This window comes from Acidocella aluminiidurans, assembly GCF_055383125.1.
Window position 1 is genome coordinate 318,108 of the sequence record NZ_AP031589.1, and the last position, 24,213, is coordinate 342,320.

Consider the following 24,213-nt stretch of genomic DNA (forward strand, 5'->3'; position numbering starts at 1 on the left):
TGTTGGCCGCCTGTTTTGGCAGGGGGGTGGAGGTTCAGAGTCTCATCATGGGCGCAGTGAAGCAGGAAAAAGTTAATAACTGATTTACGGGTCAGGCGAGGCCGCAACCATGCCGAGAATCGCCCGTGCCGCCGCCAAGGATGGCGTGCCGCCCGGGGCGCGCAGGCTGGCCAGGGCGGCGGTGAAGCCGGCACGCTGAGCCGCAGCTTCGGCCTCATCGGTCAGCAGGCCGCGCACGGTCTGCGCCAGCTGCGCCGGCGCGCAGTCCTCCTGCAGCAATTCCGGCACCAGGGCGCGCTTGGCCAGCAGATTGATCATCGCCACATGCGGCACCTTGATCAGCCGGCGCGCCATCATCGCCGAGAGCGGATTGACCCGGTAGGTCACCGCCATCGGCACCCCCGCCATTGCCAGTTCAAGCGTCGAGGTGCCGGATTTGGTCAGCGCGGCGCGGGCGGCGGCGAAGGCATCGTAGCGCTCCGATACGTCGCGCACGATGATCGGCCGCACCGGCCAGTCCGCCATATGCGCCGCCACCGCCTCGGCGATGCCCGAGGCCGCCGCGACCACCGGCACCAGCCCCGGCACGTCCGGCTGCAACAGCGCCAGCGTGTCCCGGAACACCGGCAGCAGCCGCTTGGTCTCGGTGACGCGCGAGCCCGGCATCAGCACCAGCGGCTTTGCGTCCGGTGCCAGCTTATGGGTGGCGCGGAAGCGGGCCGCGTCGCCGGCATCGGCGCCGGATTCCAGCACCGGATGGCCGGTGAAAACCGGATGCAGCCCGTGCGGGGCGAAGAAGTCCGGCTCGAAGGGCAGCAGGCAGAGCAGCTCATCCCAAAGCCCAGGGAAATGCTTCACCCGCTCCTGCCGCCAGGCCCAGACCTGCGGCGCGACATAATGCACCCGCTTCGGCCCGCCGGGGCCGATGGCTTTCAGCACCCGCAAGCAGAAGCCGGGGCTGTCGATGGTCAGCAAAATATCGGGCTGCTGAGCGCGGATGGCCTCGATGGTCTGTTTCAGGCGCTGTTTCAGATGCAGCAGTTTCGGCAAAATCTCCGCCAGCCCCATCAGCGCCAGCTCCTGCATCGGAAACAGCGAGGCGAGCCCGGCTTCCGCCATGCGCGCCCCGCCAATGCCGGTGAACTGGATCTCCGGGTCCAGTTTTCGTAGCGCTAGCATCAGACGCATGCCGAGCACGTCGCCGCTGGCTTCGCCGGCGATGATGAAGATACGGGTCATCGCAGCGCTACGATTTTGGCCGGGGCGACCGGCGCCCAGTCGCGGTGATTGAGCACCGCGCCTTGCCCGCGGACCTCGTCGATGGCGGCGAAATCGACGCTGGCGAAGACCAAGGCCGGCTCGTTCAGCGCCCCGGCGGCGGCGACGCCGTCATCCGGAAAGCCAATATCGCAAGGGGTGAAGAGGGCGGCATGGCCGATATTCACATCGATGGAGCCGGACCAGGCGGCGGTGCCGATCAACGGCACCACGGCGGTATAGCATTGATTTTCTACCGCCCGCGCCCGGGCGGAAAGGCGCACCCGGTTGAAGCCGGCGGGGGAGGCGGTGCAGCAAGGGATCAGGATGAGCTTCGCCCCCGCCGCCACCTGGGCGCGCACATGCAGGGGAAATTCGCTGTCATAGCAGATCGACACGCCGATCAGCCCGAATTGCGTATCGAACACCACAGGCGCCGCGCCACCGGCCACGCCCCATTCCTCATCCTCAAAGCGGGTCATCGCCTGCTTGTCCTGGAAGCCCATGGCGCCGCTGGGGGCGATGAAAGGGGCGCGGTTGCGGATTTTGCCATCCGCATCGCGCATCGGCAGGGAGCCGCCGAGGATGTGCAGCTTATGGCGCAACGACATATCCAGCAGCGCTTCCAGAATATCCGCTGACTTACCCTCTGCGTAATGCAGCTCGGCTTCGATGTCCGGGCTTTTGATCTCCGCGCCGGCGCAGACCATGGCGGCATATTCCGGCAGCACCAGCATATCCGCCCCGGCCAGGGCGGCTTCGGCGGCGAGGCGCTCCAGCCGCAGCAGGAAGGCCTTGAAGCTGGCGGGGGCGGAAACCCCGAACGGGGCGAGGGCGAGCTTCATAGGCGCTTGGTCCAGAAGGTTAGGTTTTTGGTGGTGGCGCTGGCTTCGTCCACATCCCGCCAGCTCATCTGGCAGACCAGATCCTCGCGCCTGGTGAAGCCGCGTTTGGTCCAGAACCCATCCAGCGGCTGGTAGCCATCCGGGCGCAGCCAATGGCTGGCGGGGCGCTGCACGGCGCAGAACGCCGCCAGTGAGGCGCCATAGGCGCGGGCCTGGCGCTCGCGCGCGACGAAAAACCCAACCCCCAGCCCGCGGCCGCGATAGGCTTTCTCCAGCACACTCTCGCCGAAATAAAAGATGTCGGAAATATCGATGCCGGCTTCCAGAAATGGGGTTTTCACCGCCTCGGTCTCGGCGGAGAGCGGCAGGCAGGTGGCGGCGCCGACGATTCGCTCACCGATTCGGGCCAGCACGATGGCGGCGCCATTCACCCGCACATAGGTTTGCAGATAGTCCCGCTCATGCGCCTCGTCGCCGTCATAGAGATAGGGAAATTCGCGGAAAACCTCGATGCGCAGCCGGGCGAGGTCGGGCAGTGCCGCCTGCGCGTCCTCGCCGGTGACGGTCTCCAGTTCAAGCTTGGCGCGTGGGGTGGGGGGCGGCAGGGTCATACGCGGCGCAGAATGTCCGCAGCAGGCAGGCCTGCCAAGCGCCCCGCCCTGAAACTATTAAAAGTTTTTGGGGGGGTGGGAACTTTTTTCAAAAAGTCCCCACGGCATTCCCTTAGAGCATCAAGCTTTTAGCTTGATGCTCTAGATTTTGTTTTAGCGAGCAATTTCATGTGTTTATTTTGACGCTGGCGCGTCAACCTAAACACATATTGCTCTAATGCGCGGCAACCAGCGGCTGCACGCTGGCGATGAAATCCTTCAGCGCCGCCTGTTTCTGCGCCAGGCTCAGCCCGTGCTCCTGCGCCAGCGCCGGGCAATAGGCGGCGACCAGCGTGTTGGTGAGGTCGGCCGGGCTGATGCTGCTATTGGCGCCGCGCACCGCGCCGATGAGGGCATTGGTGCGGTTGGACAAGGTGGCCGGCGTGACGCCCTGATAGATGTTCAGCCAGCCATTGCCGGGATCGGTGACCGAGGTTGGGGTGATCACCGGGCAGCCGAGATTATCGGCCTGCAGGCTGCCAGCACCTTGCAGATGGGTTTTCGCCCGCAGCGCCTTCACATCCTCCGGCGTGGCATTGGCGGTGCCCTTATTGCCCCAGGCGGTGCGGATATAGTTGGTGATGTCGGCGATCTGCTGATCGCTCAGCCTCGCCCCGAACACCGGCATCTTCATCGCCGGCGCGCCCCAGCTGCCCAGCCCGCCCAGCATGGCGCCGATGGCGTTGTCCGGCAGTTCGGCGGTGACGCTGTCATTGCCGGCGAGGTTGGGGACGAGTTTCGGCGGCAGACCGCCCCCGGTCTGGCCATGGCAGCCGGCGCAGCTCATTTTATAGAGCGCCTGGCCGCGGGCGATGGAGGCATTGGCATCGGCAATGGCGGGGGTGGGCGGGGTGTTCTGCGGCTTGGTGGCGGTTTGCAGGAAATCCGCGATGTCCGCGATGTCCGAGACCGGCAGCAGGCTGGTGGAATGGTCGGTCATGTCGCCCATCGGCCCGTAGGGCGAGCCTTTCACCAGATTGCCGTCATCATGCAGATAGGCGATCAGATCATCCTTCGCCCAGCCGCCGACGCCGTAGGTTTTGTCGGAGGAGATGTTGGGGGCATAGAGATTGTCGATCTTCGCCCCGGCGAACTGCTTGTCGTCCATCGTCGCCTGCAACAGGTTGCGCGGCGTATGGCATTCCTGGCAATGGCCCAGCGCGATGGTGAGATAGGCGCCGTTCTTCATATGCTCGTCCCAGGACGGGTCCATCTTCATCGGGCCGGTCTTGAAGAAGAGCAGCCGCCAGCCCAGCAGCACCGGGCGCTGGTTGAAGGGAAAGCGCATGGTGCTGGGGGCGCGCGGCGCATCCACCGGCGGCAGGCTCATCAGATAGGCCTTGATCGCCATCACATCCGGATAGGAAAGCTTGGTGTAGGAGGTATAAGGCATCGCCGGATACAGGAATTTCGGGAAAATCCCGTAGCTGTGGCCGGGCGAGACACCGTCATGCAGGGCGGCGTAGAATTGCGCGTCGGTCCAGTTGCCGATGCCCGTCTCTTTGTCCGGGGTGATGTTCGGGGTGGAGAGGCCGCCGAACGGCGTGTGCATGATCAGCCCGCCGGAGAACGGCGCCTGGCCGGGGCCGGTATGGCAGGGCATGCAATCCGCCGCATCGACCAGATATTTGCCGCGCGCCAGCAAGGCCGCGTGGTCCGTGGGGGCGGAGAGGGAGGAGGAGGGGTAATCCTTGGTGTCTGCGGCGGTGGCCACCCGGCTGACGGCGAGGCCGCCGATGATGAGGGCAAGGGCGGCGGCGGCGAGGAGGGGGCGCACGAAATTGGCCCGAGGCGTTTGCGCAGACATTGATCAGTTCCCTCGTTTTTCTTCCGGAGCCTCGCGCTTTCGGCGTGACGCTCCCTGTTTGATGGTTCTAGGGACCATTTCGCCGATTTAACGGCCCCAAATCAAGCCTTGCCGTAAAGTGTGTCAGGATGGATGTGCGGTGCAGCATTTTCTACCAGCGCGTCCTCCCGCACCGCCCGGTAGAAGCAGCTGCGCCGGCCGGTGTGGCAGGCAACACCGGTCTGGTCGACCAGCAGCAACAGCGCATCGCCATCGCAATCGATCCGCAGCTCGATCAGTTTCTGGGTCTGGCCGGAGCTTTCGCCCTTGCGCCAGAGTTTGGCGCGCGAGCGCGAGTAGTAGCAGACCTGGCCGGTGCGCAGCGTTTCTTCCACCGCCTCGCGGTTCATCCAGGCCATCATCAGGATCTCGCCGGTATCGTGCTGCTGGGCGATGGCGGCGACGAGCCCGTTGGCATCGAAGGAGAGGGCGGCGAGCAGGTCCGTTGGTGCGTTCATGCCCCAGAGAAGGTGCAAAGACGCTGCAAAGTCAACGCGTCCGGGTTGGCACGGGGCGCCTGGCTGCCCATGTGGCGGGGAGCTTGAAGGAGAGGCTTGATGACGAAGACGGCTTTGGTGGTGGGCGCGAGTGGGATTGTCGGCAGTGCGGCCTGTTCGCATCTATCCGCCCAGGGCTGGGAGGTGCTGGGGCTGGCGCGCCGCCCGCAGCACCAGCCGGGCGTGGTGCCGGTTGCGGCCGACCTGCTGGATGCGCAGGCCACGAAGGCGGCTCTGGCCGGAATGGCGCCGGAGATCGTCTTCATCTGCACCTGGCTGCGCCAGGACAGCGAGGCGGAGAATATCCGGGTGAATGCGGCGATGGTGCGCAATCTGCTGAACGCGCTGGGCGGGGCGACGCGGCATGTGGCGCTGGTGACCGGCTTGAAGCATTATCTTGGCCCCTTCGAGGCCTATGGCAAAGGCAGCCTGCCGCAGACGCCCTTCCGCGAGGACCAAGCCCGGCTGGATGTGGAGAATTTCTATTACGCCCAGGAGGATGAGCTGTTTGCCGCCGCGGCGCGGGATGGCTTCAGCTGGAGCGTGCACCGCCCGCACACGATCATTGGCAAGGCGGTGGGCAATGCGATGAATATGGGCACCACGCTGGCGGTCTATGCCTCGCTCTGCCGGGCGCTGGAGCGGCCGTTCTACTTCCCCGGCTCCGCCATGCAGTGGAACGGGCTGACGGATATGACCGATGCCAGGCTGCTCGCCGCGCACCTGCTCTGGGCGGCGCAGACGCCGGAGGCCGCCAACCAGGCCTTCAACGTGGTGAATGGCGACGTGTTCCGCTGGTCCTGGATGTGGGGGCGGATTGCGGACTGGTTCGGGCTGCAGGCGGCCCCCTTTACCGGCGAGCATCGCCCGCTCGAGGCGCAGATGGCGCAGGACGAAGGCAGCTGGGCCGATATCGCCGCGCGGGCCAGGCTGGTGGAGCCAAAGCTGAGCCGTCTCGCCTCGCCTTGGCATACCGATGCCGATCTGGGCCGGCCGATCGAGGTGGTGACGGATATGTCGAAGAGCCGTCGGCTGGGGTTTTCGCTGTATCAGCCGACGGATGAGGCGTTTTTCGAGCTGTTCACACGCTTGCAGGCGGACCGGCTGATTCCCTGACGGCTCAACGTGCCAGCATGCCGTTGTTGAGGCAGGTTTCGTCGAAGCGGCAGAGGATCTGGCCGTCGATGGCGTGGGATTTGGCGTTCTTGTAATCGATGCGGGTGATCAGATCCGCGATGATGGCCAGGCGCGCCGCCTTCTTGTCGTCGGCGCGGACCACGATCCAGGGGGCGGCGGCGCTGTCTGTGGCCAGCAGCATGGCGTCGCGGGCCTTGGTGTAATCGTCGAAATGCGCCAGCGCCTTTTCGTCGATCGGGCTGATTTTCCATTGCTTCAGCGGATCGTCGCGGCGGGCCTCGATGCGGGCCTTCTGCTCCTTGGCGTCGATATCGAGATAATATTTGACGATGGTGACGCCGGCTTCCGCCAGCATGGCTTCGAACACCGGCACAGTGCGCATGAATTCATGATATTCATGCTCGGTGCAGAACCCCATCACCCGCTCCACCCCGGCGCGGTTATACCAGGAGCGGTTGAACAGCACGATCTCCCCGGCGGCGGGGAGATGCGCGACATAGCGCTGGAAATACCATTGCGTGGTTTCGGTGTCGGAGGGTTTGGGCAAGGCGACGATGCGGATGTCGCGCGGGGAGAGATGTTCGGTGATGCGCTTGATGGTGCCATCCTTGCCGGCGGTGTCGCGCCCTTCCAGGATGATCAGCAATTTCTGGCCGCGTTCGATGACGTGGCGTTGCAGCTTCACCAGCTCGATCTGCAGATGGCGGAGGGTTTTTTCATAGCTTTGTGTCTTGGCCATAACCGAGCATAGGCGCGGGCACAGGAACGTGCAAAACCCCGGGAGCAAGCAGGAGGCAAGGCATGCGTGACGAGGTGTGCAAGGTGGCAAGCGCGTTGATTGCGGCGTTCGCGGCGAATGACCGGGACGGGTATTTCAGCTTTTTCACGCCCGAAGCGCGGTTTATTTTCCAGCATGTGCCGTTGGTGATGGAAAGCCGGGCCGCCTACGAGGCCGCGTATGATCGCTGGGTGCGCGAGGACGGGTTTCACGTGCTGGAATGCACCAGCCGCGAGCAGCATGCGCAGATTTATGGGGACAGCGCGGTTTTCACCCATGAAACCTTCACCAGGGTGCGGACCCATGCGGGGGAGAGCGCGATTACGGAGCGCGAGACCATTATTTTCATCCGCCAGGAGGGCGCATGGAAAGCGGTGCATGAGCATTTGTCGCCGCTGGTGTGAGGCGAAGCCCCGGCATGGAGACCCATGCCGGGACGCAGACGCATTCAGAAGGTGACGATGCCGCGCAGCCCCACCACCAGCTCATTGCCGAGCTTCTTGGCGGGATTGTTCGGATCATCGATGCCGCCGGACGGGTTGATCACGTACTGGATGTCTGGCTGCAGCACGAGCCAGGGGGTGGCCTGGGCCTGATAGGTGGCTTCGATCAGCGTCTCGGTACCCGGGCGGCGGCTGGCGCCGGCGGCGATCACCGCGTCGGCGGCGCGCGAGGAGACATGGGCCAGGCCGAAATCGATGCCGGCCTGGTCATTATCGCGGCCGGGCAGCGGGGCGGTGAGGGTGAAGCCGCCATTGAAGCCGAAATCGACCAGATTGCGGTCATCCGGCGCGCCCATGATGCGGCCGAAGACGTTCAGCGTTTGCGCGCTGCGCTTGGGCGACTGCCAGAGGGTCTGATCGACCACGCCATAGAGGCTGTAATTGCCGCGATGGTTATAGCCGTAGAGCTGGTCGGGGAAGCTGGCGGAATCGTACCAGCCGCCGAGCTTGTAGGTGCCGGGCAGGCCGAGCAGCTTGGTGCTGTATTGCAGCTCGGCGATCCAGAGCGCGCCGTTCTTCAGCGAGAAGCGGCCACCGCGCGGGTCCAGCGCCTGCTGGTTGTCGTCGAAGGCGCCTGCACCGGGATCGTCGTCATAGACGCCGGCCAGGATGGCGACGTTGTCGTTGGGCTTGAACTGGCCGCGCACCCCCAGCGAGGAGAGCGGGTAGGCCGGGCCGCCGCCATAGAGATCGGCGGAGGGGACCACCGGCCAGCCGGCCATGGTGTTGACGAACAGCGCCGTATAGGTGCTGCCGATGAATTCATTGTCGATGCTTTGCTGGCCGATTTTCACGTCGAATTTCGGGCCGATCTGCTGATCGTACCAAAGCTCCCAGAGGCGGGAGGCGTTGTCGCCCTCGTTGCCGTTGGCGGCCTGGATGTCGCCCAGATAATACTGGGTGAGGGGGCGGCCATGCAGCTGCAGGGCGGAGACATGGAAGCTGCCGCCGGCCAGGCCGAAGGCCTTGGCGGTGTCCACATCCAGGGTCATGGTGGTCACGCCCTGCATGGTGGCGCCGGTTTTCAGCCCGCCGGTGGTGTTGCCGAGCAGATTTTCCGAATCGGTGATGTTGACGCTGACGCCATGCGCGGCGAGGGCCGGCTTCAGCCCGCCCCAATTGCCGAGCAGCCCAGTGCTGTCCGCCTGCTGCGCCAGTGCCGGCCCGGCCAGCGCGGTGAGCAGCGCGCCCAGGCTGGCGCCGCGCCATGAAGTGAAAACGTCCATAATGACCCCTCTTTGTTGTCCGGCCGGAAGGCCGCATCGTCCTCGATGACGATCATTTAAATGTAAATGATAATCATTATCAAGTGTCGGATTTTTGCGATGATATACTATATCATTTTATTTGTGCGCCGGGGCAAGAGGGGCGAGGCGCTGGAACATCACCAAAGCGTCGACATCGCCTGCGCTGGGATGGTGAAAGGCGCCGGGCAGCCGGCCGATGGTGGCAAAGCCCATCTGCTCCCAAAGCCGCACCGCGCGGTGATTGGTGCTGACCACGAGATTGAACTGCATGGCGCGAAATCCAGCGGCGCGGGCCTGTTCCAGCGAATGCACGCACATGGCCCGGGCGATGCCGCGCCCACCGGCCCAGCCCGCGCTGACATAGCCGCAATTGGCGACATGCGCGCCGCCGCCGGCCTGATTGGCCTTCAGATAATAGGTGCCGGCGATCCGGCCTTCATCTAGGGCGACGAAGCAGCGTTTCTGCGGCGCCAGCCAATAGGCCAGGGCCTGCTCGCGCGACCAGTCGCGCGGCAGGGCGTAGGTCTCGCCGGCGGCGAGCATGGGGGCCAGGATCTCCCAGATGGCGAGGGCATCCTCTGGCGTGGCGGGGCGGATGGCGGGGCTCATGGGATTCTCTTCGGCTGAAATCAGCAGCGTGCCAAGATGAGGCAGGCGGCTGGACGCCGGCACGGGGCTTGCGCATAAATCCCGGCGCAGACGGAGCGCCAAAGTGACCAGGATCGTGTCCTTCACGCGGATATTGAACGAGGACGATATCGTCGAGGCGTTCGTGCGCCACCATGCCGCGCATGTGGATGAGATGCTGTTTCTGGATAATGGCAGCACGGATCGCACGCTGGAGATCTTGCAGGAACTGCTGAAGGAAGGCTTCCCGCTGCGGGTCTTTCGCAATCATGCGGTGAGTTTCGATGAAATCGCGGTGAATAGCTGGGGCTATCAGGCGGCCTCGCAGGTGCTGGGCGCGGATTGGGTGCTGTTTCTGGATGCGGATGAGTTCGTGGCCACGCCCTCCAGCGCGCCGCTGATGACGCTGCTGCCGGCGGACGCGCCCGTGCTGAGCCTGGAGCTGGTGAATTACGGCCAGGTCGGCGGTGAGGATGCGGCGGAGCTGGTGGTGCCCTGGCGGCTGCGCTGGCGCATGGCGGCCCCCAGCCATGTCATCAAGGTCATCGCCCGGGCGAAAATTCCCGGCTTGGTGGCGGGGGCGGGCAATCATGGCGTGTTCCTGCAAGGCCAGGAGGTGGCGCCGGTGCCGTTGCCCGGGTGCTGGCTGGCGCATTATCCGCGCCGCTCCGCCTGGCAGGCGATGCAGAAATGGGCGGCCGGGCGGATGAAGGCGCTGGCGGCCGGTGGCCAGGATGATTATTTCTCCCAGCATTATATCTCCCCCTATGAGACGCTGCGCGACAAGCCCGGCGAGCTGCTGCATAATCCCGGCTTTTTCGCGCAGGAATTCGACAGATCCCGGGCGGTCGAGGCGCCCTTGGCCTATCTCGGCGGCCCGCTTTCCTACACGATTCCGAGCGATCCCGGCCTGAAGGCGCTTTCCTCCTTCCTGCACATGACCGAGCAGCTGGCCCGCCAGCATGGAAAATTGCTGGATGAGTCGCGCGAGGCCCGGACCCTGGTGGAGCGCTGGAATGCGCGGCGCGAGTTTCTGTTCTGAACCGAAAACCGTTGAAATCCGCCCGGTTCGCGTTATCTCAAGCAGACTAGGCCCGGCCATGAGCAATGGCGCATTGCTTTTCGTCACAAATTGCGCTTATGCCGGTTCCAGCAATCGAAACAGGAGACTTTCCTATAGCCAGACCGCCAGCGCCGCCCGCCCCTCCCTCACGCGAGGGCCCCCGGGTTAACGAAGAAATCAGAATCCCGCAGGTTCGTCTGATCGACCAGGATGGTGAAATGATCGGCGTGCTCAGCACCCGTGACGCCATTGCGCGCGCTTACGCCGTGGGCCTCGACCTGGTCGAGATCAGCCCGAACGCGGAGCCGCCCGTCGCCAAGATCCTCGATTACGGCAAGTTCAAATATGAACAGCAGAAAAAGCGTAACGAGGCGCGCAAGAAGCAGAAGGTCGTCGAGATCAAGGAGGTGAAGGTTCGCCCCAATATCGACGATAATGACTATATGGTGAAGCTGAACGCGATGAAGCGTTTCATCGGCGAAGGCGACAAGGTGAAGGTCACTCTGCGCTTCCGTGGCCGCGAGATGGCGCACCAGGAGCTGGGCGTGAAAGTGCTGGAGCGCATCCGTGGCGACATGGAGGTGGAAACCAAGGTCGAGCAGATGCCGAAGCTGGAAATGCGCCAGATGGTGATGGTGCTGGCGCCGAAATAAAGGTGCTCGCCTTCACGGCATGAAAAAAGCCCGGCTTGCGCCGGGCTTTTTATTTGGGACCTGACCCGGCGGAGATTAGAGCATCAAGCTTTTAGCTTGATGCTCTAAACTTTGTTTTAGCGAGCAATTTCATGTGTTTATTTTGACGCTGGCGCGTCAACCTAAACACATATTGCTCTATTCCGCCGCCGGTTCGGTGGTTTTGGCGCGCGGCGGGCGGCCGCGGCGCTTCGGCGCCGGTTTGGCCTCGGGCTCGGTTAAGGTGAGTTCCGGGGCGTTGGCGGGCGGGGCGTCGGCGACGATGGGGATCGCGCGCGGCTCCGGCTGCTCCTGCCTCACCTCGGGCTGCGCGCCGGTGCCGGCTGGCTCCTGCTGGGCGGCACGCAGCTCGGCTTCCAGGGCGGAGCTGATATCGATCGGCGTATCGGCGATCGGCGCGGCCGGGCGGTAGGGGCGATCCTGACGGTCCTGGCGGTTTTCGTGGCGATTATCCTGGCGGTTGTCGCGGGGCTGGAAATCCGGACGGTTGCGCGGCTCGAAGCGGCGCTCCTGACGGTTATCACGGTTGTCCCGGTTATCACGGTTTTCGCGATTATCCCGGAACTCGCGGGGCTCGCGGTTGTCGCGGTTTTCACGCGGCTCATTGCGGTATTCACGCGGCGCCTGGCCTTCGCCCTCGCCCTGATACTCGCCTTGATTGCCGTTCTGATAGCGCGGTTCGCCATTATTCTGCTGCCCGCTCTGGCCCGGGGGCGGCAGGCCCTGGGCGGCGTTGATGGCGCTGACGATGCGGAAATAATGCTCGGCGTGCTGGTAATAGGCTTCGCTCAGCACCCGGTCGGCCGAGGAGGCCGCGTCGCGCGCCAGCTGCGTATATTTATCGTAGAGCTGCTGAGCGGTGCCGCGCACCCGCATTTCCGGGCCGGAGCTGTCGAACACATGATTACGGTTGAGCGGAATACCATTCTGCTGGTTGCGAAACCCGCCGCCGCCGCCGCCACCGGAACGGTGGTTGCGTCCACGCATGCGCTTCATATTCATCGGCTCGTGTCTATCCTCGTCTGCTGGCTTGCGCGGTGCGGCATATACATGCAACGCCCTTTTTGGCGCCGGTTTCATGCCCGGCGACTCGTGGACAAAACAGCCCGCGCCGCCCGTGCTTAGCGGTAAAAATTCATTCTGCCAATCGCTTATTTGCAGAATTTAAGGCTGATGGCGCGCTCTATGCCGGAAAGATCGCGGCGCAGCACGGTCTCAAAACCGGCCTGGCGTGCCAACTCACCCACAATATGCGCCTGGCCGATGCCAAGTTCAAGCACCGCCTGGCCGCCGGGGCTCATCAAGCGGGGCAGATCCGCGATGATGGCGCGGTAGGCGATGAGGCCATCGGCGCCGCCATCCAGGGCGGCAGCGGGCTCATAGGCGCGCACATCCGGCATCAGCCCGGCCAGATCCCCGGTTTCGATATAAGGCGGGTTGGAGAGCACCAGATCGAAGCGCTGCGAAATCGCATCGGCCCAGCTGCCGGCGAGGAAGGCGCTGCGGGGGGCGAGCCCCAGGCGCTCGGCGTTGCGGCGGGCGAGGGCGGCGGCGTTGGGGTTGAGATCGACCCCGACACCGAAGGCGTCCGGCAGCTCATGCAAGGCGGCCAGCAGCAGGCAGCCGGTGCCGGTGCCCAGATCCAGGATGCGCGCCGGGCGCTGGCCGGATTCCAGCACGGCTTCCAGCAAGGTTTCCGTATCCGGCCGGGGGATCAGGGTGGCGGGGGTGGTGAGGAAATCCAGGCCCCAGAATTCCTTATGGCCGATGATATAGGCCAAAGGCTCATGCGCGGCGCGGCGGGCGAGGGCGGATTGGTAGGCTTGCGGGTCCACCGCATCGCGCGCCAGCAGCCCGGCGGAATTGGTGCCCAGGCAGCCAGCGAGCAACGCCCGGGCCTCGCGGCGGGGCTCCTCCAGCCCGGCCTGGCGCAACGCTTCAGTGATCTCGGCCAGCGCCTGGGCGGTGGGGATCATCGGCGGATCATTCCTGCGCGGCCAGCCGCGCCGCCTGATCCTCGGCGATCAGCGCCTCGATGATATCGTCGAACTCGCCCAGCATCACCCGGTCGATTTTATGCAAAGTCAGGTTGATGCGGTGGTCGGTGACGCGGCCTTGCGGGAAGTTGTAGGTTCGGATGCGCTCCGAGCGGTCCCCGGTGCCGACCTGGCCCTTGCGGTCGGCGGCGCGGGTGGCGCTGAGGGCGGCGCGCTGCTGCTCATAGATGCGTGAGCGCAAAATCTTCATCGCCTTGGCGCGGTTCTTGTGCTGGCTGCGCTCCTCCTGCATCGCCACCACGGTGCCGGTGGGGATATGGGTGATGCGCACGGCGGATTCGGTTTTATTCACGTGCTGGCCGCCGGCCCCGGAGGCGCGATAGACATCGATGCGCAGATCCGCCTCGTTGATGTCCACATCCACCTCTTCGGCTTCGGGCATCACCGCGACGGTGATGGTGGAGGTGTGGATGCGGCCTTGGGTTTCCGTGGTGGGCACGCGCTGCACGCGGTGTACGCCGGATTCGAATTTCAGCTTGGCGAAGACGGATTTGCCGGTGATTTCGGCCATCGCCCCTTTCACCCCGCCCAGCTCGTTTTCATCATATTCCAGCACCTCGAAGCGCCAGCCCTGGGAGGCGGCATATTTCTGGTAGGCGGAGAAGAGTTCGGCGGCGAACAGCCCGGCTTCGTCGCCGCCGGCGGCGGGGCGGATTTCCAGGATGCCGGAGCGGGCATCGGCCTCGTCCTTGGGCAGCAGGGCCAGGCGCACGGCCATTTCCAGCTCGGGGAGCTGGGCTTTCAGCGCCTGCAGCTCGGCCTCGGCCAGCTCTTTCATGTCCGGGTCGGCGAGCAGGGCCTCGGCCTCGCGCCGCTGCTTTTCGGCCTCGCGCAAGGCGAGCACCTGTTCCTCGACCGGGCCGAGTTCCGCCAGCTCCTTGGAGGCTTTCACGAATTCCTCGCCGGCCAGCGTGCCGGAGAGCAGGAAGCGCAGCTCCTCGGCGCGGGCCAGGATGCGGTCGAGCTTGATGTCCAGCGCGTCGCTCATCCGCGCAGGCGCTCGATCAGTGTGGCGGCGGTGACATCCTCCTGGCTGCCGTCGGTGAGATTTTTCAGCTTGATCTCGGCGCCGACCAGTACCGCGTAGGCCGCGCCGGATTTATTGGCGCGCTCCAGGCGCTTTTTGGCATTGCCGGAATAGCCGATCTCGGCGGCGATGTTTTCTTTGCGCAGGGTGTTGAGAATCTCCAAGGCCTGGGCTTCGGAATCGCCGCCCATGGGAATCACGATGACCGGCTGCGCGGCGGCGGGCGGGGGCGCGATCAGCATGGAGAGACGCTCGATGCCCGCCCCCCAGCCGATGCCCGGCACGTTGGGGCCGCCCATCTGCTCGACCAGCCCGTCATAGCGCCCGCCCGCCATCACCGTGCCTTGCGCGCCCAGGGCGGTGGTAACGAATTCGAAGGCGGTATGGTTGTAATAATCCAGCCCGCGGACGATGCGGGGGTTTTCCGCGAAGGGCACGCCGAAGGCGGTCAGGGTGGATTTCAGGCCGTTATAGAAATTCGCGGCCTCTTCGGTGAGATGGTCGTAGATCAGCGGGGCGTTTTCAACCAGCGCCTTGTCGCCCTCATCCTTGGAATCCAGGATACGCAGCGGGTTTTTCTCCAGGCGCAGCTTGCTGTCTTGCGAAAGCTGCGCGGCATGGCCAGAGAAATAGGCGACCAGCGCGGCGCGGTAGGCCTCCCGGCTGGCGGCATCGCCCAGCGTGTTGATGTTGAGCACGACATCTTTCGCCACACCCAGCTCGTTGAGAATCCGCCAGCCGGCGGCGATCACCTCCGCATCGGCGAGCGGCGAGGCCGCACCCAGAAGCTCGATACCGATCTGGTGGAATTGCCGGTAGCGGCCTTTCTGTGGGCGCTCATAGCGAAACATCGGCCCGGCATAAAAGACTTTCTGCGGCAGGGTCTGGGTGAGGCCGCCGGTGATCAAGGCGCGGCAGATGCCGGCCGTGCCTTCCGGGCGCAGTGTCACGGAATCACCGCCGCGATCGTCAAACGTATACATTTCCTTGGTGACGACGTCCGAGGTTTCGCCCAGCGTGCGGGAGAAGACTTTGGTATCCTCGAAGATCGGCGTCTGCCATTCGGAAAAGCCGTAGAGCCGGGTGACGCGCCTGGCGGTTTCGATGACATGGAAATGCCGCGCCGCATCCTCGCCGATCAGATCCTTGGTGCCGCGCACGGGCTGCAAAAGAGTCGCCATCTTCATCCATCCATCAAAAACAAAACGCCGGGGCGCGCGGCCCCGGCGGTCAAACCTAGCAAAAAGACGCTGCTATTCAGCCGGGATCAGCGCGGCCTTCTTCGCGGCCTCGATCTGCTCGGCCTTTTTCTCGACCAGCTCGACCAGATGCTCGACCATCGCCTCGTCGGAGACGGTATGGTCGGTCTTGCCGTTGGCATAGACCATGTGCCGGCCGCCGCCGCCGCCGGTGAGGCCGAGATCCGTCATCAGCGCTTCGCCGGGGCCGTTGACCACGCAGCCGATGATCGAGAGGGTGATCGGGGTTTCGATATGGGCCAGACGCTCTTCCAGCGTTTCAACGGTCTTGATGACGTTGAAGCCCTGGCGGGCGCAGGAGGGGCAGGAGATGACGCGCACGCCGCGATGGCGGATGCCGAGCGATTTCAGAATATCCCAGCCCACCAGCACCTCTTCCTCCGGCTCGGCGGAGAGCGAGACGCGCATGGTATCGCCAATGCCGGCCCAGAGCAGCGAGCCCAGCCCGATGGAGGATTTGACGGTGCCGGCGCGCTTGCCGCCGGCCTCGGTGATGCCGATATGCAGCGGGTGGTCGCATTGCTCGGCCAGCTGTTGGTAGGCGGCGACGGCCATGAACACGTCCGAGGCCTTCACCGAGATCTTGAATTCGTGGAAATCGTGATCCTGGAGAATTTTCGCGTGCTCCAGGGCGGATTCCACCAGCGCGTCGGGGTTGGGCTCGCCGTATTTCTCCAGCAGATGCTTCTCCAGCGAGCCGGCATTCACACCGATGCGCATCGAGCAGCCATGGTCGCGCGCGGCCTTGATGACTTCCTTGACCCGCTCCGGCGAGCCGATATTGCCGGGGTTGATGCGCAGGCAGGCGGCCCCGTTCTGGGCGGCCTCGATGCCGCGCTTATAATGGAAATGAATGTCGGCGACGATGGGGACATTCACCCGCTTCACAATCTCCTTCAGCGCCGCGGAGCTTTCCTCATCCGGGCAGGAGACGCGCACGATATCCACGCCGGCCTTCTCCGCGCGCAGGATCTGCGCGACGGTGGCCTCCACGTCATGGGTGAGGGTGTTGGTCATGGTCTGCACCGAGACCGGCGCATCGCCGCCCACCTTCACATTGCCGACGCTGATCTGCCGGGATTTGCGGCGGTCGATCTGCTGATATTCGCGGTAGTTCATGAGGGTTCCTCTATTGGGCCGCGCTGGAAGCGGGGCTGGTCCCGGCGGAGGCCGGGGCGGATGCGGTGCCCGGAGCGGGCGGGGTCAGCTGGTAGCCATGCAGCACCACGCCCGGCGCGCCGAGCGGCTGGCCGGCCTGGCCGTTGGTGGTGAGCAGGGTGCCGCCGGCATTGCCGGTGGTCATTTTCAGGCCCGGCATGTCCGGCACCGGCCAGCTCTCGCCGGGGTGCAGCACTTTGCTGAACAATATGTTGCCGGCCGGGTCGGTGACCTGCACCCAGGCATCCTGGGTGGCGGTGATCTCGGTGCCCTGGGTCGCGGCGGGGGTGGAGGCCGCCGCATTGGCTGGGGCGGACGCGGCGGTGGGCGCGGATGCGCTGGATGCTGGGCCGGAGGGGGCTGCCGTGCTCTGCTCCGCTGCGGCCTGCCCGGCGGGGGCCTGCCCGGCTGAGGCCTGCCCGGCTGGGGCCTGCCCGGCCGGTGCTTGCCCGGCTGGGGGCGTGGCGGTCGGCTTGGTGCCCGAGGGCTGGGAGGGCGTGGCCGGGCTTTGGGGGCTCTCAACCGGCGGCGGCGTGACTTTCGGCGGCGTCGCCAGAGGCTGCAGCTCGGCCGGGACATGGGTGACGCTCTGGTCCAGCTGGCGCTGCTGTTCGGTATGGCGATACCAGAGCCCGTACCCGGCGACGACCAGCACGATGCCGATCAGCACGATCGCGCCTTTCGGCACGCCGCGATCCGGCACCGGGGCGAGGAACTGGATTTCCGCCTTTTCCGCCAGGCCGAGCTGCCCGGCATCGCGGAAGCGGCGCAGGATTTCCTCGCCATCCAGCCCCAGCGCCTGGGCATAGCTGCGCACGAAGCCGGTGCGGTAGGCGGTGCCGGGCAAGGAGGAGAGGTCCCCCGCCTCGATCGCCACCAGGAATTCCGGGCGGATGCGCAGCCCCTCGGCCACGTCCGGCAATTGCCAGCCCAGCCGCTCGCGCACCTCCCGCAGGCCCGCGCCGACGCGCGCGCCGGAAGAGGTGGATTCAGGCTCCATGATGTCGGGTCCGGTCATATGGTCTGGCATATCCATGTCTTTTAACCCGGAATGGGATATCCCTCAAATTGCGAGATTATGTTCTCGCGCCCATACCGCCAGCGGCTCGCGAATGCTCCCCCGGCGGCGCCGGCGCGGCGCAGTTCCCGCAGCACCGGGCGCAGCGCGTTGAGGTCCGCCTGCACCAGCACGGATTTCACCTTCAGGATGGAGCTGCCCGACATTGAGAGGGTGGTGACCCCCAGCGCCGCGAAGGCCAGCGCATCCAGCGGCCGGCCGGCGGCCTCGCCGCAGATGGAGAGCGGCACCCCGGCCTCCTGGCAGAGTGTCACCAGCTTTTCCAGCATCTCCAGCACCGGGGCGGAAAGCGTGTCGTAGCGATCCGCCAGCTCCGGGGTGCCGCGATCGGCGGCGAAGAGGAACTGCATCAGGTCGTTGGTGCCGACGGAGATGAAATCCGCCTCCGCCAGCAGCCCGGGGAGCTGGAAGAGCAAAGCGGGCACCTCCAGCATGGTGCCGGCATCCAGCCGCTCCGGGGCGGGGCGGATGCGCCCGGCCTCGGCCTCCAGCAGATCCCGCGCGGCGCGGAATTCCTCGACGGTGGCGACCATCGGGAACATCACCTGCAGCGGCCGGCCTTGCGCGCCCAGCAGCAGCGCGCGCAGCTGGCGGCGCAGAATCGCCGGGCGGTCCAGCCCGATGCGCAAGGAGCGCCAGCCCATGGCGGGGTTTTCCTCGGTCTGCGCGGTCTCGCCAGGCAGCAGCTTGTCGGCGCCCAGATCCAGCGTGCGGAACTGCACCGGGCGGCCCCTGGCGCGGTCCATCACCTTGCCATATTCGGCGGCCTGGCCGGCGACGTCCGGGATGCCGCCGGCGGCCAAGGCGGCGATTTCGGTGCGGTAGAGGCCGATGCCGTCGGCGCCGGTCTTGTCCAGCTGGTCCAGCTCCAGCGCCAGCCCGACATTCATCATAAGCTTGATCTCGGTGCCGTCCTTGGTGATGGCGGGCACGTCGCGGTAGCTGGCCAGGGTGGCGGCGCGCTCGTCGCGGGCGGCCATGGCGCGGTCATAGACCTGGATCACCTCCGGCTCCGGGCGCAGCACCAAAGTGCCTTCCTCGGCATCCAGCAAAGCCAGCTCGCCCTCGACCGCGGCTTCCACCGCGCCGCGATCCACCTGCAAAGCCGGGATGGAGAGGGCGCGGGCGAGGATGGCGGCGTGGCCGGAGGCGCTGGCTTCCTCGATGGCGATGCCGGCGATGCCGCGCGTGTGCCAGTCCAGCAGATCCGCCGGGCCGAGGCGGCGGACGATCAGGATCATGCCATCGGCGCGCTCGGGCTTCGGCGCCATGCCGCCGAGGGCGACCATCAGCCGGTTGATCATGTCCTCGATATCGGCGAGGCGTTCGCGCAGATACGGGTCGGCGATGCGGCGCATGCGCTCGCGCAGTTGCCGGGCGATCTTGTCCACCGCGGTTTCGGCGGTGAGGCCGTCATTGATCGCGGCGCGCACCTGGGCCAGCCAGCCGGAGCTCTGCGCCACCATCCGGTAGGCCTCCAGCACGTCGCGCGAGGCGTTGCCGCCGGGCATGTTGGCGCTGATCAGCCCGTCGAGGGATTTATTCGCTTCTTCCACCGCGATATCGAGCCGGGCCAGTTCGGCCTCCGGGTCTTCGGTCAGCAGCTTGGCGATGGGGGCGGCGGCGCCGTAAGCCAGCACCTCGCCCCGGGCGATGCCGGCGGAGAGCACATGCCCGGCATAGCGGCGGGGCAGGGAATCGGAGAAGCCTTCCTGGCTGATATCGGCGGCGCCGGCGCGGGCCAGGATCTCGGCCAGCAGCATCGCCACCGTGGCCAGCGATTCGACCTCGACCGGGGCATAGGCGCGGACCTCGCGGGACATCACCGCGATCACGCCCAGCGTGCGCCCGGCGCGTTTCACCGGCACCGCGAGCATCGAGGCCATGTTCTCCTCGCCGGTTTCGGCGCGGTAGACATAGCGGGGATGGTTCTGCACGTCGGGCAGGTTCTGCACGTCGCCGGAGGCGGCGGCGAGGCCGACAATGCCTTCGCCCACCCGCAATTTGGTGCGCCCGACGGCGGAGACATTCAGCCCCTGGGTGGCGGCGAGTTCGAGGATTTCACCCGGGCGGGTGACGTAGATAACGGTGGCATCGGCCACCAGACCCTCCGCCACCAGCTTGGCGAAATCCGCCAGCGAGGCGGTGCCGGTGGCGAGATTCTCCCGCAGCGCGGCAAAGAGGTGCCGTGTATCGCCGAATTTCGGCTTTTTGCGCCGGCGTGCCGGCGTGGACGGAGGATTATGCTCCTGTGCCACGCGCCACCAAGGCGGCGAGGGCCTGGGCCCGCAACGCCGCAATGATCTCGGCCACCGGCTGCACCGATGTCACCATGCCCACAGATTGCCCCGCCATCACGGAACCAGTCTCCACATCGCCGTCAATCACCGCGCGGCGCAGCGCGCCGGCCCAGAAATGCTCAATTTCCAGTTGCGCGGCGACTTTGTCCAGTTCGCCGGACTGGAATTTTTGCACCACTTCGGCCTGGTGGCGCATGAAGCGCTTGGTGCCCTCATTGATCAGCCCGCGCACCGGGATCACCGGGAAGCGCTCATCCAGCTGCACGCTTGGCAGCGCGTCGCGGGCGGCGGCGCGGATGAAGGCTTTTTTGAAGTTTTCGTGGGCGATGCTCTCGCTGGCGGCGGCGAAGCGTGTGCCGAGCTGCACGCCGGCCGCCCCCATCTCCAGATAGCCCAGCATCGCCTCGCCACGGCCGATGCCGCCGGCGACGAAAACCGGCACTTCGGTGATATGCGGCAGGATTTCCTGGGCCAGCACGGTGAGCGAGACCGGGCCGATATGGCCGCCGGCTTCCGAGCCCTCGATCACCAGCGCATCGGCGCCGGATTTGACCAGGCGCTTGGCCAGCACCAGGGCCGGGGCGAAGGCGACGACCTTGGCACCGCCATCCTTCGCCGCCTTGATATGCGCGCCCGAGGGGATGCCGCCGGCAAACACCACATGCCCGACCTGCTGGCGGATACAGACCTGCACCAGCTCCTCGAGCTGCGGATGCATGGTGATCAGATTGACGCCGAAGGGCTTGTCGGTCAGCGCCTTGGTCGCCTCGATCTCTTTTTCCAGCAATGCCGGGGGCATCGCGCCGCAGGCGATGACGCCGAAGCCGCCGGCATTGGAGATGGCGGAGACCAGATGCCGCTCGGACACCCAGCTCATCGCCCCGCCGAGAATGGCGTGGCGTGTGCCAAGGAAAGCGGCGCCGCGCTGTTGCAGCGCGTCCAGCGTGTCGTTCGCGGTCTGGTCCAGCTCAGCCATGTTCAGCCATCGAGCCCATAGGCGGTGTGCAAGGCGCGCACCGCGAGTTCGGTATATTCGGCCGCGACCAGCACCGAGACCTTGATCTCGGAGGTGGTGATCGCCTGGATATTGATGCCGCGCGCCGCCAGGGTTTTGAACATCGTGCCGGCGACCCCGGCATGGCTGCGCATGCCAACGCCGACGACCGAGAGCTTGGCGACATTCGGGTCCGAGTTGATCTCGGCATAACCGATCTCGGCCTTGGCCTGCTCCAGCACCTGCAAGGCGCGGGCCATGTCGGTCTTGCCGACGGTGAAGGTCATGTCGGTGGTGCCGTCGGCGGCGACATTCTGCACGATCATGTCGACGTTAATGGCGGCGTCCGACAGCGGCACGAACACGGCGGCGGCGACACCCGGGCGGTCCGGCACGCGGCGCACCGTGATTTTGGCGTCGTCCCGCGAATAGGCGATGCCGGCAACGATTTCCTTTTCCACGACCTCTTCCTCATCAACAACCATGGAGCCCGGCTTGTCAGCGAAGCTGGAGAGCACCTGCACGCGCACGCGCTCCTTCATCGCCAGCTCGACCGAGCGGGTCTGCAACACTTTCGCACCGACCGAGGCGAGCTCGAGCATTTCCTCGTAGGTGATCTTATGCAGTTTCTTGGCATTCGGCACGATGCGCGGATCGGTGGTGTAGATCCCGTCAACGTCCGTATAGATATCACATTGGTCCGCCTTCAGCGCGGCGGCAAGCGCCACGGCCGAGGTGTCCGAGCCGCCGCGGCCCAAAGTGGTGATGCGGTTATCCGGGCCGATGCCCTGGAAGCCGGCCAGCACCGGGATCTGGCCTTGCTGCATGCGCGAGATCAGCTCCTCGCCATCGATGCTCTCGATGCGGGCCTTGCCGTGCTCGCCATTGGTTTCCACCGCCACCTGCCAGCCCTGCCAGGAGCGGGCTTCCTGCCCCAGCTCCTGCAGCGCGATGGCGAGCAGCCCGGCGGTGACGTTCTCGCCGGTGGCCACCACCGCGTCATATTCGCGCGCATCGAACAGCGGCGAGAGGGACTGGCAATAGCCGACCAGCTGGTTGGTGACGCCGGACATGGCGGAGACCACCACCGCGACCTCATTGCCTTTATCAGCCTCGGCCTTGACGCGCTTGGCGACATTCTTGATCCGGTCGAGGTCGGCGACGGAGGTGCCGCCAAATTTCATCACGATGCGCGCCATGGACAAACCTTGAGAACTGGAACCTTGTGGAATTCGGGCCGGGGCGTCACATAGCGGCGGAGTAAGGATAGGGCAATGAGCCAGGGGTCAGTGATTGCGGAAGAAATCGCCCGGTTCGACGCGCTGGCGGCGCGTTGGTGGGACGCGCGGGGGCCGATGCGGCCCTTGCATATGCTCAATCCGGTCCGCGCCGGCTGGGTGGCGGCGCGCGTCCGGCGGGCGAAAGGCGAGGGGGTTTCGATTCTCGATGTCGGCTGCGGCGCCGGGCTGCTGGCCGAGGCGCTGGCCAAGGACGGATTCGCGGTGACCGGGCTGGATGCCGGGGCCGAGGTGATCGAGGTGGCGCGCAGCCATGCGCAGGGGCAGGGGCTGAACCTTACTTACCGCCACGGCACCGCCGAGGAGCTGGCGGCGGAGGGGGCGCGTTTCCCGGTGGTCACCGCGCTGGAGATCATCGAGCATGTCGCCGATCCGCTGGAATTCCTGAAAAGCCTGCGGGCCTTGCTGGCGCCGGAGGGCGTTTTGTTCCTCTCCACCCTCAACCGCACCCCGCAAAGCTATGCGGTGGCGAAATTCGGGGCGGAATATGTGCTGCGGCTGCTGCCGGTGGGCACGCATGACTGGAAGATGTTCATCAAGCCCGAGGAGCTGGGGCGGCTCTGCCGCGCGGCGGGGCTGCGCCTGACCGACACGGCGGGGCTGAGCTATTCCCCGCGCCAGGCCGGGTTTACGGTGAGCCGGGATCTTTCGATCAACTACATCGCCATGGCGGTGGCGGCGTAGGACATACATATAAGGGACTGGTACAGCTTTTGCTTGAAGCTGTGAAACAGCTGCGTTGAGGAGTGCGCTATGCCGGATGATTTCGCGACCACACTGACCGCATGGCGGCATCATCTCCACACCCATCCGGAACTCTCCCGCCAGGAGCGCGAGACCGCCGCCTTCGTCTGCGCCCGGCTGGATGAGCTGGGGATTCCCTACGAGGCCGGCATTGGCGGGCATGGGGTGGTGGCCAGCCTGAAGCGCGGCAATTCCAACCGCTCGGTGGGGTTGCGCGCCGATATGGATGCGCTGCCGATCCCCGAGGCCACCGGCAAGCCTTACGCCTCGGCCAGGCCGGGGGTGATGCATGCCTGCGGGCATGACGGCCACACCACCTCGCTGCTGGGGGCGGCGATGCTGTTGAAGGACGATCCGGACTGGTCCGGGCAGATCCATCTGGTGTTTCAGCCGGCCGAGGAAGGCTATAAGGGCGCGCACGCGATGGTCGAGGACGGGCTGTTCCAGCGTTTCCCGATGGAGCGGATCTTCGGCTACCATAACTGGCCGGGGCTGGAAGCCGGGACGGTGATGGTGCATCCGGAGTCGGTGATGGCCGGGGCGGTGAATTTCGTGGTGACGATGAAGGGCAAGGCCGGCCATGCCGGGATGCCGCATCTCTGCATCGACCCGGTGCAGGGCATCGCGCAGCTGATCGTGGCGGTGAACAGCATCGTCGCGCGCAATCTGCCGCCGATCCAGTCCGGGGTGATCTCCACCTGTATGCTCAAGGCCGGCGAGGCCCGCAACCAGGTGCCGGAGACGGCCTCGATGGAGGGCACCATCCGCGCTTACACCACCGAGAGCATGGAGCTGCTGAAGCGCCGCCTGACCGAGACGGCGAAAGGTGTGGCGATGGCGCTGGGGCTGGAGGCGGATGTTTGGCTGGGCGAGGAGCTGTCGCCGACCGGGAATGTGCCCGAGCAGGCGGAGCTGATGGCCCAGGCCGCCGCCGAGGCCGGGCTGAGGGTGCGCCGCGACATGGAACCGACGATGGGGGCGGAGGATTTTGGCCGGTTCCTGGAGGATGTGCCGGGCGCCTATGCCTGGGTCGGCAACGGCCCCAGCTCCGGCCTGCACAGCCCGACCTATGATTATAACGACGAGATCCTGCCGGTGGCGGCGAAGCTTTTGGCGAGCACGGCGAAAGCGGCGCTGAAGTAAAAATTATAAAAGT

At 65.7% G+C, this 24,213-nt stretch carries 23 protein-coding genes; 6 read left to right on the forward strand and 17 right to left on the reverse strand.

The window, feature by feature from the left end; translation table 11 throughout:
- Positions 1-84: 84 nt before the first annotated feature.
- The 5 genes from lpxB to hisI form a co-directional block, all read right to left on the reverse strand.
- On the reverse strand, positions 85-1,239 hold the full coding sequence (gene lpxB / locus ACZ46S_RS01725; RefSeq protein WP_464063121.1) for a lipid-A-disaccharide synthase: 1,155 nt from the start codon (positions 1,237-1,239) through the stop codon (positions 85-87).
- Positions 1,236-2,102 (reverse strand): carbon-nitrogen hydrolase family protein, encoded by an 867-nt coding sequence (locus ACZ46S_RS01730; protein WP_464063122.1) that lies wholly within the window; start codon positions 2,100-2,102, stop codon positions 1,236-1,238. The genes lpxB and ACZ46S_RS01730 overlap by 4 nt, the downstream gene beginning before the upstream one ends.
- Complete coding sequence (locus ACZ46S_RS01735; RefSeq protein ID WP_464063123.1) at positions 2,099-2,713, reverse strand: GNAT family N-acetyltransferase; 615 nt, start codon at positions 2,711-2,713, stop codon at positions 2,099-2,101. Before ACZ46S_RS01735 ends, ACZ46S_RS01730 begins: the two co-directional genes overlap by 4 nt.
- Before the next feature lie 214 nt (positions 2,714-2,927).
- The gene (locus ACZ46S_RS01740) at positions 2,928-4,559 is read right to left on the reverse strand and encodes a c-type cytochrome (RefSeq protein ID WP_464063124.1); all 1,632 of its coding nucleotides are present in this window, start codon (positions 4,557-4,559) and stop codon (positions 2,928-2,930) included.
- 101 nt (positions 4,560-4,660) lie between these two features.
- The gene (gene hisI, locus ACZ46S_RS01745; protein WP_464063125.1) at positions 4,661-5,056 is read right to left on the reverse strand and encodes a phosphoribosyl-AMP cyclohydrolase; all 396 of its coding nucleotides are present in this window, start codon (positions 5,054-5,056) and stop codon (positions 4,661-4,663) included.
- A gap of 99 nt (positions 5,057-5,155) precedes the next feature.
- On the opposite strand from hisI, the gene ACZ46S_RS01750 reads away from it, so the two are divergent.
- A complete protein-coding gene (locus tag ACZ46S_RS01750; RefSeq protein WP_464063126.1) occupies positions 5,156-6,211 on the forward strand; it encodes an SDR family oxidoreductase in 1,056 nt (351 codons plus the stop codon).
- A gap of 4 nt (positions 6,212-6,215) precedes the next feature.
- Here ACZ46S_RS01750 and ppk2 read toward each other — a convergent pair whose 3' ends face one another.
- On the reverse strand, positions 6,216-6,971 hold the full coding sequence (gene ppk2, locus ACZ46S_RS01755) for a polyphosphate kinase 2 (RefSeq protein WP_295742052.1): 756 nt from the start codon (positions 6,969-6,971) through the stop codon (positions 6,216-6,218).
- Positions 6,972-7,033: 62 nt separating this feature from the next.
- Between ppk2 and ACZ46S_RS01760 the strand changes: the two genes are divergently transcribed.
- Positions 7,034-7,414 carry a YybH family protein gene (locus ACZ46S_RS01760; RefSeq protein ID WP_295742055.1) on the forward strand — a complete coding sequence of 127 codons (381 nt, stop codon included), beginning with the start codon at positions 7,034-7,036 and terminating at the stop codon, positions 7,412-7,414.
- 44 nt (positions 7,415-7,458) lie between these two features.
- On the opposite strand, the gene ACZ46S_RS01765 is transcribed toward ACZ46S_RS01760, so the two are convergent.
- Positions 7,459-8,739 (reverse strand): carbohydrate porin, encoded by a 1,281-nt coding sequence (locus ACZ46S_RS01765; RefSeq protein WP_464063127.1) that lies wholly within the window; start codon positions 8,737-8,739, stop codon positions 7,459-7,461.
- Positions 8,740-8,856: 117 nt separating this feature from the next.
- Positions 8,857-9,369 (reverse strand): N-acetyltransferase family protein, encoded by a 513-nt coding sequence (locus ACZ46S_RS01770; RefSeq protein WP_464063128.1) that lies wholly within the window; start codon positions 9,367-9,369, stop codon positions 8,857-8,859.
- Between the two features lie 103 nt (positions 9,370-9,472).
- Here ACZ46S_RS01770 and ACZ46S_RS01775 point away from each other — a divergent pair, with 103 nt between their 5' ends.
- Both ACZ46S_RS01775 and infC read left to right on the forward strand, forming a co-directional pair.
- A complete protein-coding gene (locus ACZ46S_RS01775; protein ID WP_464063129.1) occupies positions 9,473-10,429 on the forward strand; it encodes a glycosyltransferase family 2 protein in 957 nt (318 codons plus the stop codon).
- Positions 10,430-10,527: 98 nt separating this feature from the next.
- On the forward strand, positions 10,528-11,103 hold the full coding sequence (gene infC, locus ACZ46S_RS01780) for a translation initiation factor IF-3 (protein WP_295746353.1): 576 nt from the start codon (positions 10,528-10,530) through the stop codon (positions 11,101-11,103).
- A gap of 177 nt (positions 11,104-11,280) precedes the next feature.
- Here the strand turns inward: infC and ACZ46S_RS01785 are convergent, their stop codons facing one another.
- From ACZ46S_RS01785 to ACZ46S_RS01825, 9 genes are all read right to left on the reverse strand, one after another.
- Positions 11,281-12,129 (reverse strand): DUF4167 domain-containing protein, encoded by an 849-nt coding sequence (locus tag ACZ46S_RS01785; RefSeq protein ID WP_464063130.1) that lies wholly within the window; start codon positions 12,127-12,129, stop codon positions 11,281-11,283.
- 164 nt (positions 12,130-12,293) lie between these two features.
- Positions 12,294-13,118 carry a peptide chain release factor N(5)-glutamine methyltransferase gene (gene prmC / locus ACZ46S_RS01790; protein WP_464063131.1) on the reverse strand — a complete coding sequence of 275 codons (825 nt, stop codon included), beginning with the start codon at positions 13,116-13,118 and terminating at the stop codon, positions 12,294-12,296.
- Positions 13,119-13,125: 7 nt separating this feature from the next.
- Positions 13,126-14,187 (reverse strand): peptide chain release factor 1, encoded by a 1,062-nt coding sequence (gene prfA / locus ACZ46S_RS01795; protein WP_464063132.1) that lies wholly within the window; start codon positions 14,185-14,187, stop codon positions 13,126-13,128.
- Entirely contained in the window at positions 14,184-15,413 is a 1,230-nt protein-coding gene (gene hisS, locus ACZ46S_RS01800; protein ID WP_464063133.1) for a histidine--tRNA ligase, read from the reverse strand. The genes prfA and hisS overlap by 4 nt, the downstream gene beginning before the upstream one ends.
- Positions 15,414-15,479: 66 nt before the next feature.
- Positions 15,480-16,604 (reverse strand): flavodoxin-dependent (E)-4-hydroxy-3-methylbut-2-enyl-diphosphate synthase, encoded by a 1,125-nt coding sequence (ispG, locus tag ACZ46S_RS01805; RefSeq protein WP_295743887.1) that lies wholly within the window; start codon positions 16,602-16,604, stop codon positions 15,480-15,482.
- A 10-nt stretch (positions 16,605-16,614) separates the two neighbouring features.
- The gene (locus ACZ46S_RS01810) at positions 16,615-17,661 is read right to left on the reverse strand and encodes a RodZ domain-containing protein (protein WP_464063134.1); all 1,047 of its coding nucleotides are present in this window, start codon (positions 17,659-17,661) and stop codon (positions 16,615-16,617) included.
- 23 nt (positions 17,662-17,684) lie between these two features.
- Positions 17,685-19,979: a putative PEP-binding protein gene (locus ACZ46S_RS01815; RefSeq protein ID WP_464063135.1), complete on the reverse strand. Its 2,295-nt coding sequence runs from the start codon at positions 19,977-19,979 to the stop codon at positions 17,685-17,687.
- Complete coding sequence (locus ACZ46S_RS01820; protein ID WP_464063136.1) at positions 19,963-20,997, reverse strand: NAD(P)H-dependent flavin oxidoreductase; 1,035 nt, start codon at positions 20,995-20,997, stop codon at positions 19,963-19,965. Before ACZ46S_RS01820 ends, ACZ46S_RS01815 begins: the two co-directional genes overlap by 17 nt.
- 2 nt (positions 20,998-20,999) lie before the next feature.
- Positions 21,000-22,214 (reverse strand): aspartate kinase, encoded by a 1,215-nt coding sequence (locus ACZ46S_RS01825; protein WP_295743900.1) that lies wholly within the window; start codon positions 22,212-22,214, stop codon positions 21,000-21,002.
- 75 nt (positions 22,215-22,289) lie between these two features.
- On the opposite strand from ACZ46S_RS01825, the gene ubiG reads away from it, so the two are divergent.
- Positions 22,290-22,997: a bifunctional 2-polyprenyl-6-hydroxyphenol methylase/3-demethylubiquinol 3-O-methyltransferase UbiG gene (ubiG, locus tag ACZ46S_RS01830; RefSeq protein WP_295743903.1), complete on the forward strand. Its 708-nt coding sequence runs from the start codon at positions 22,290-22,292 to the stop codon at positions 22,995-22,997.
- Between the two features lie 69 nt (positions 22,998-23,066).
- Positions 23,067-24,200 (forward strand): M20 metallopeptidase family protein, encoded by a 1,134-nt coding sequence (locus ACZ46S_RS01835; protein WP_295743906.1) that lies wholly within the window; start codon positions 23,067-23,069, stop codon positions 24,198-24,200.
- Positions 24,201-24,213 lie beyond the last annotated feature (13 nt).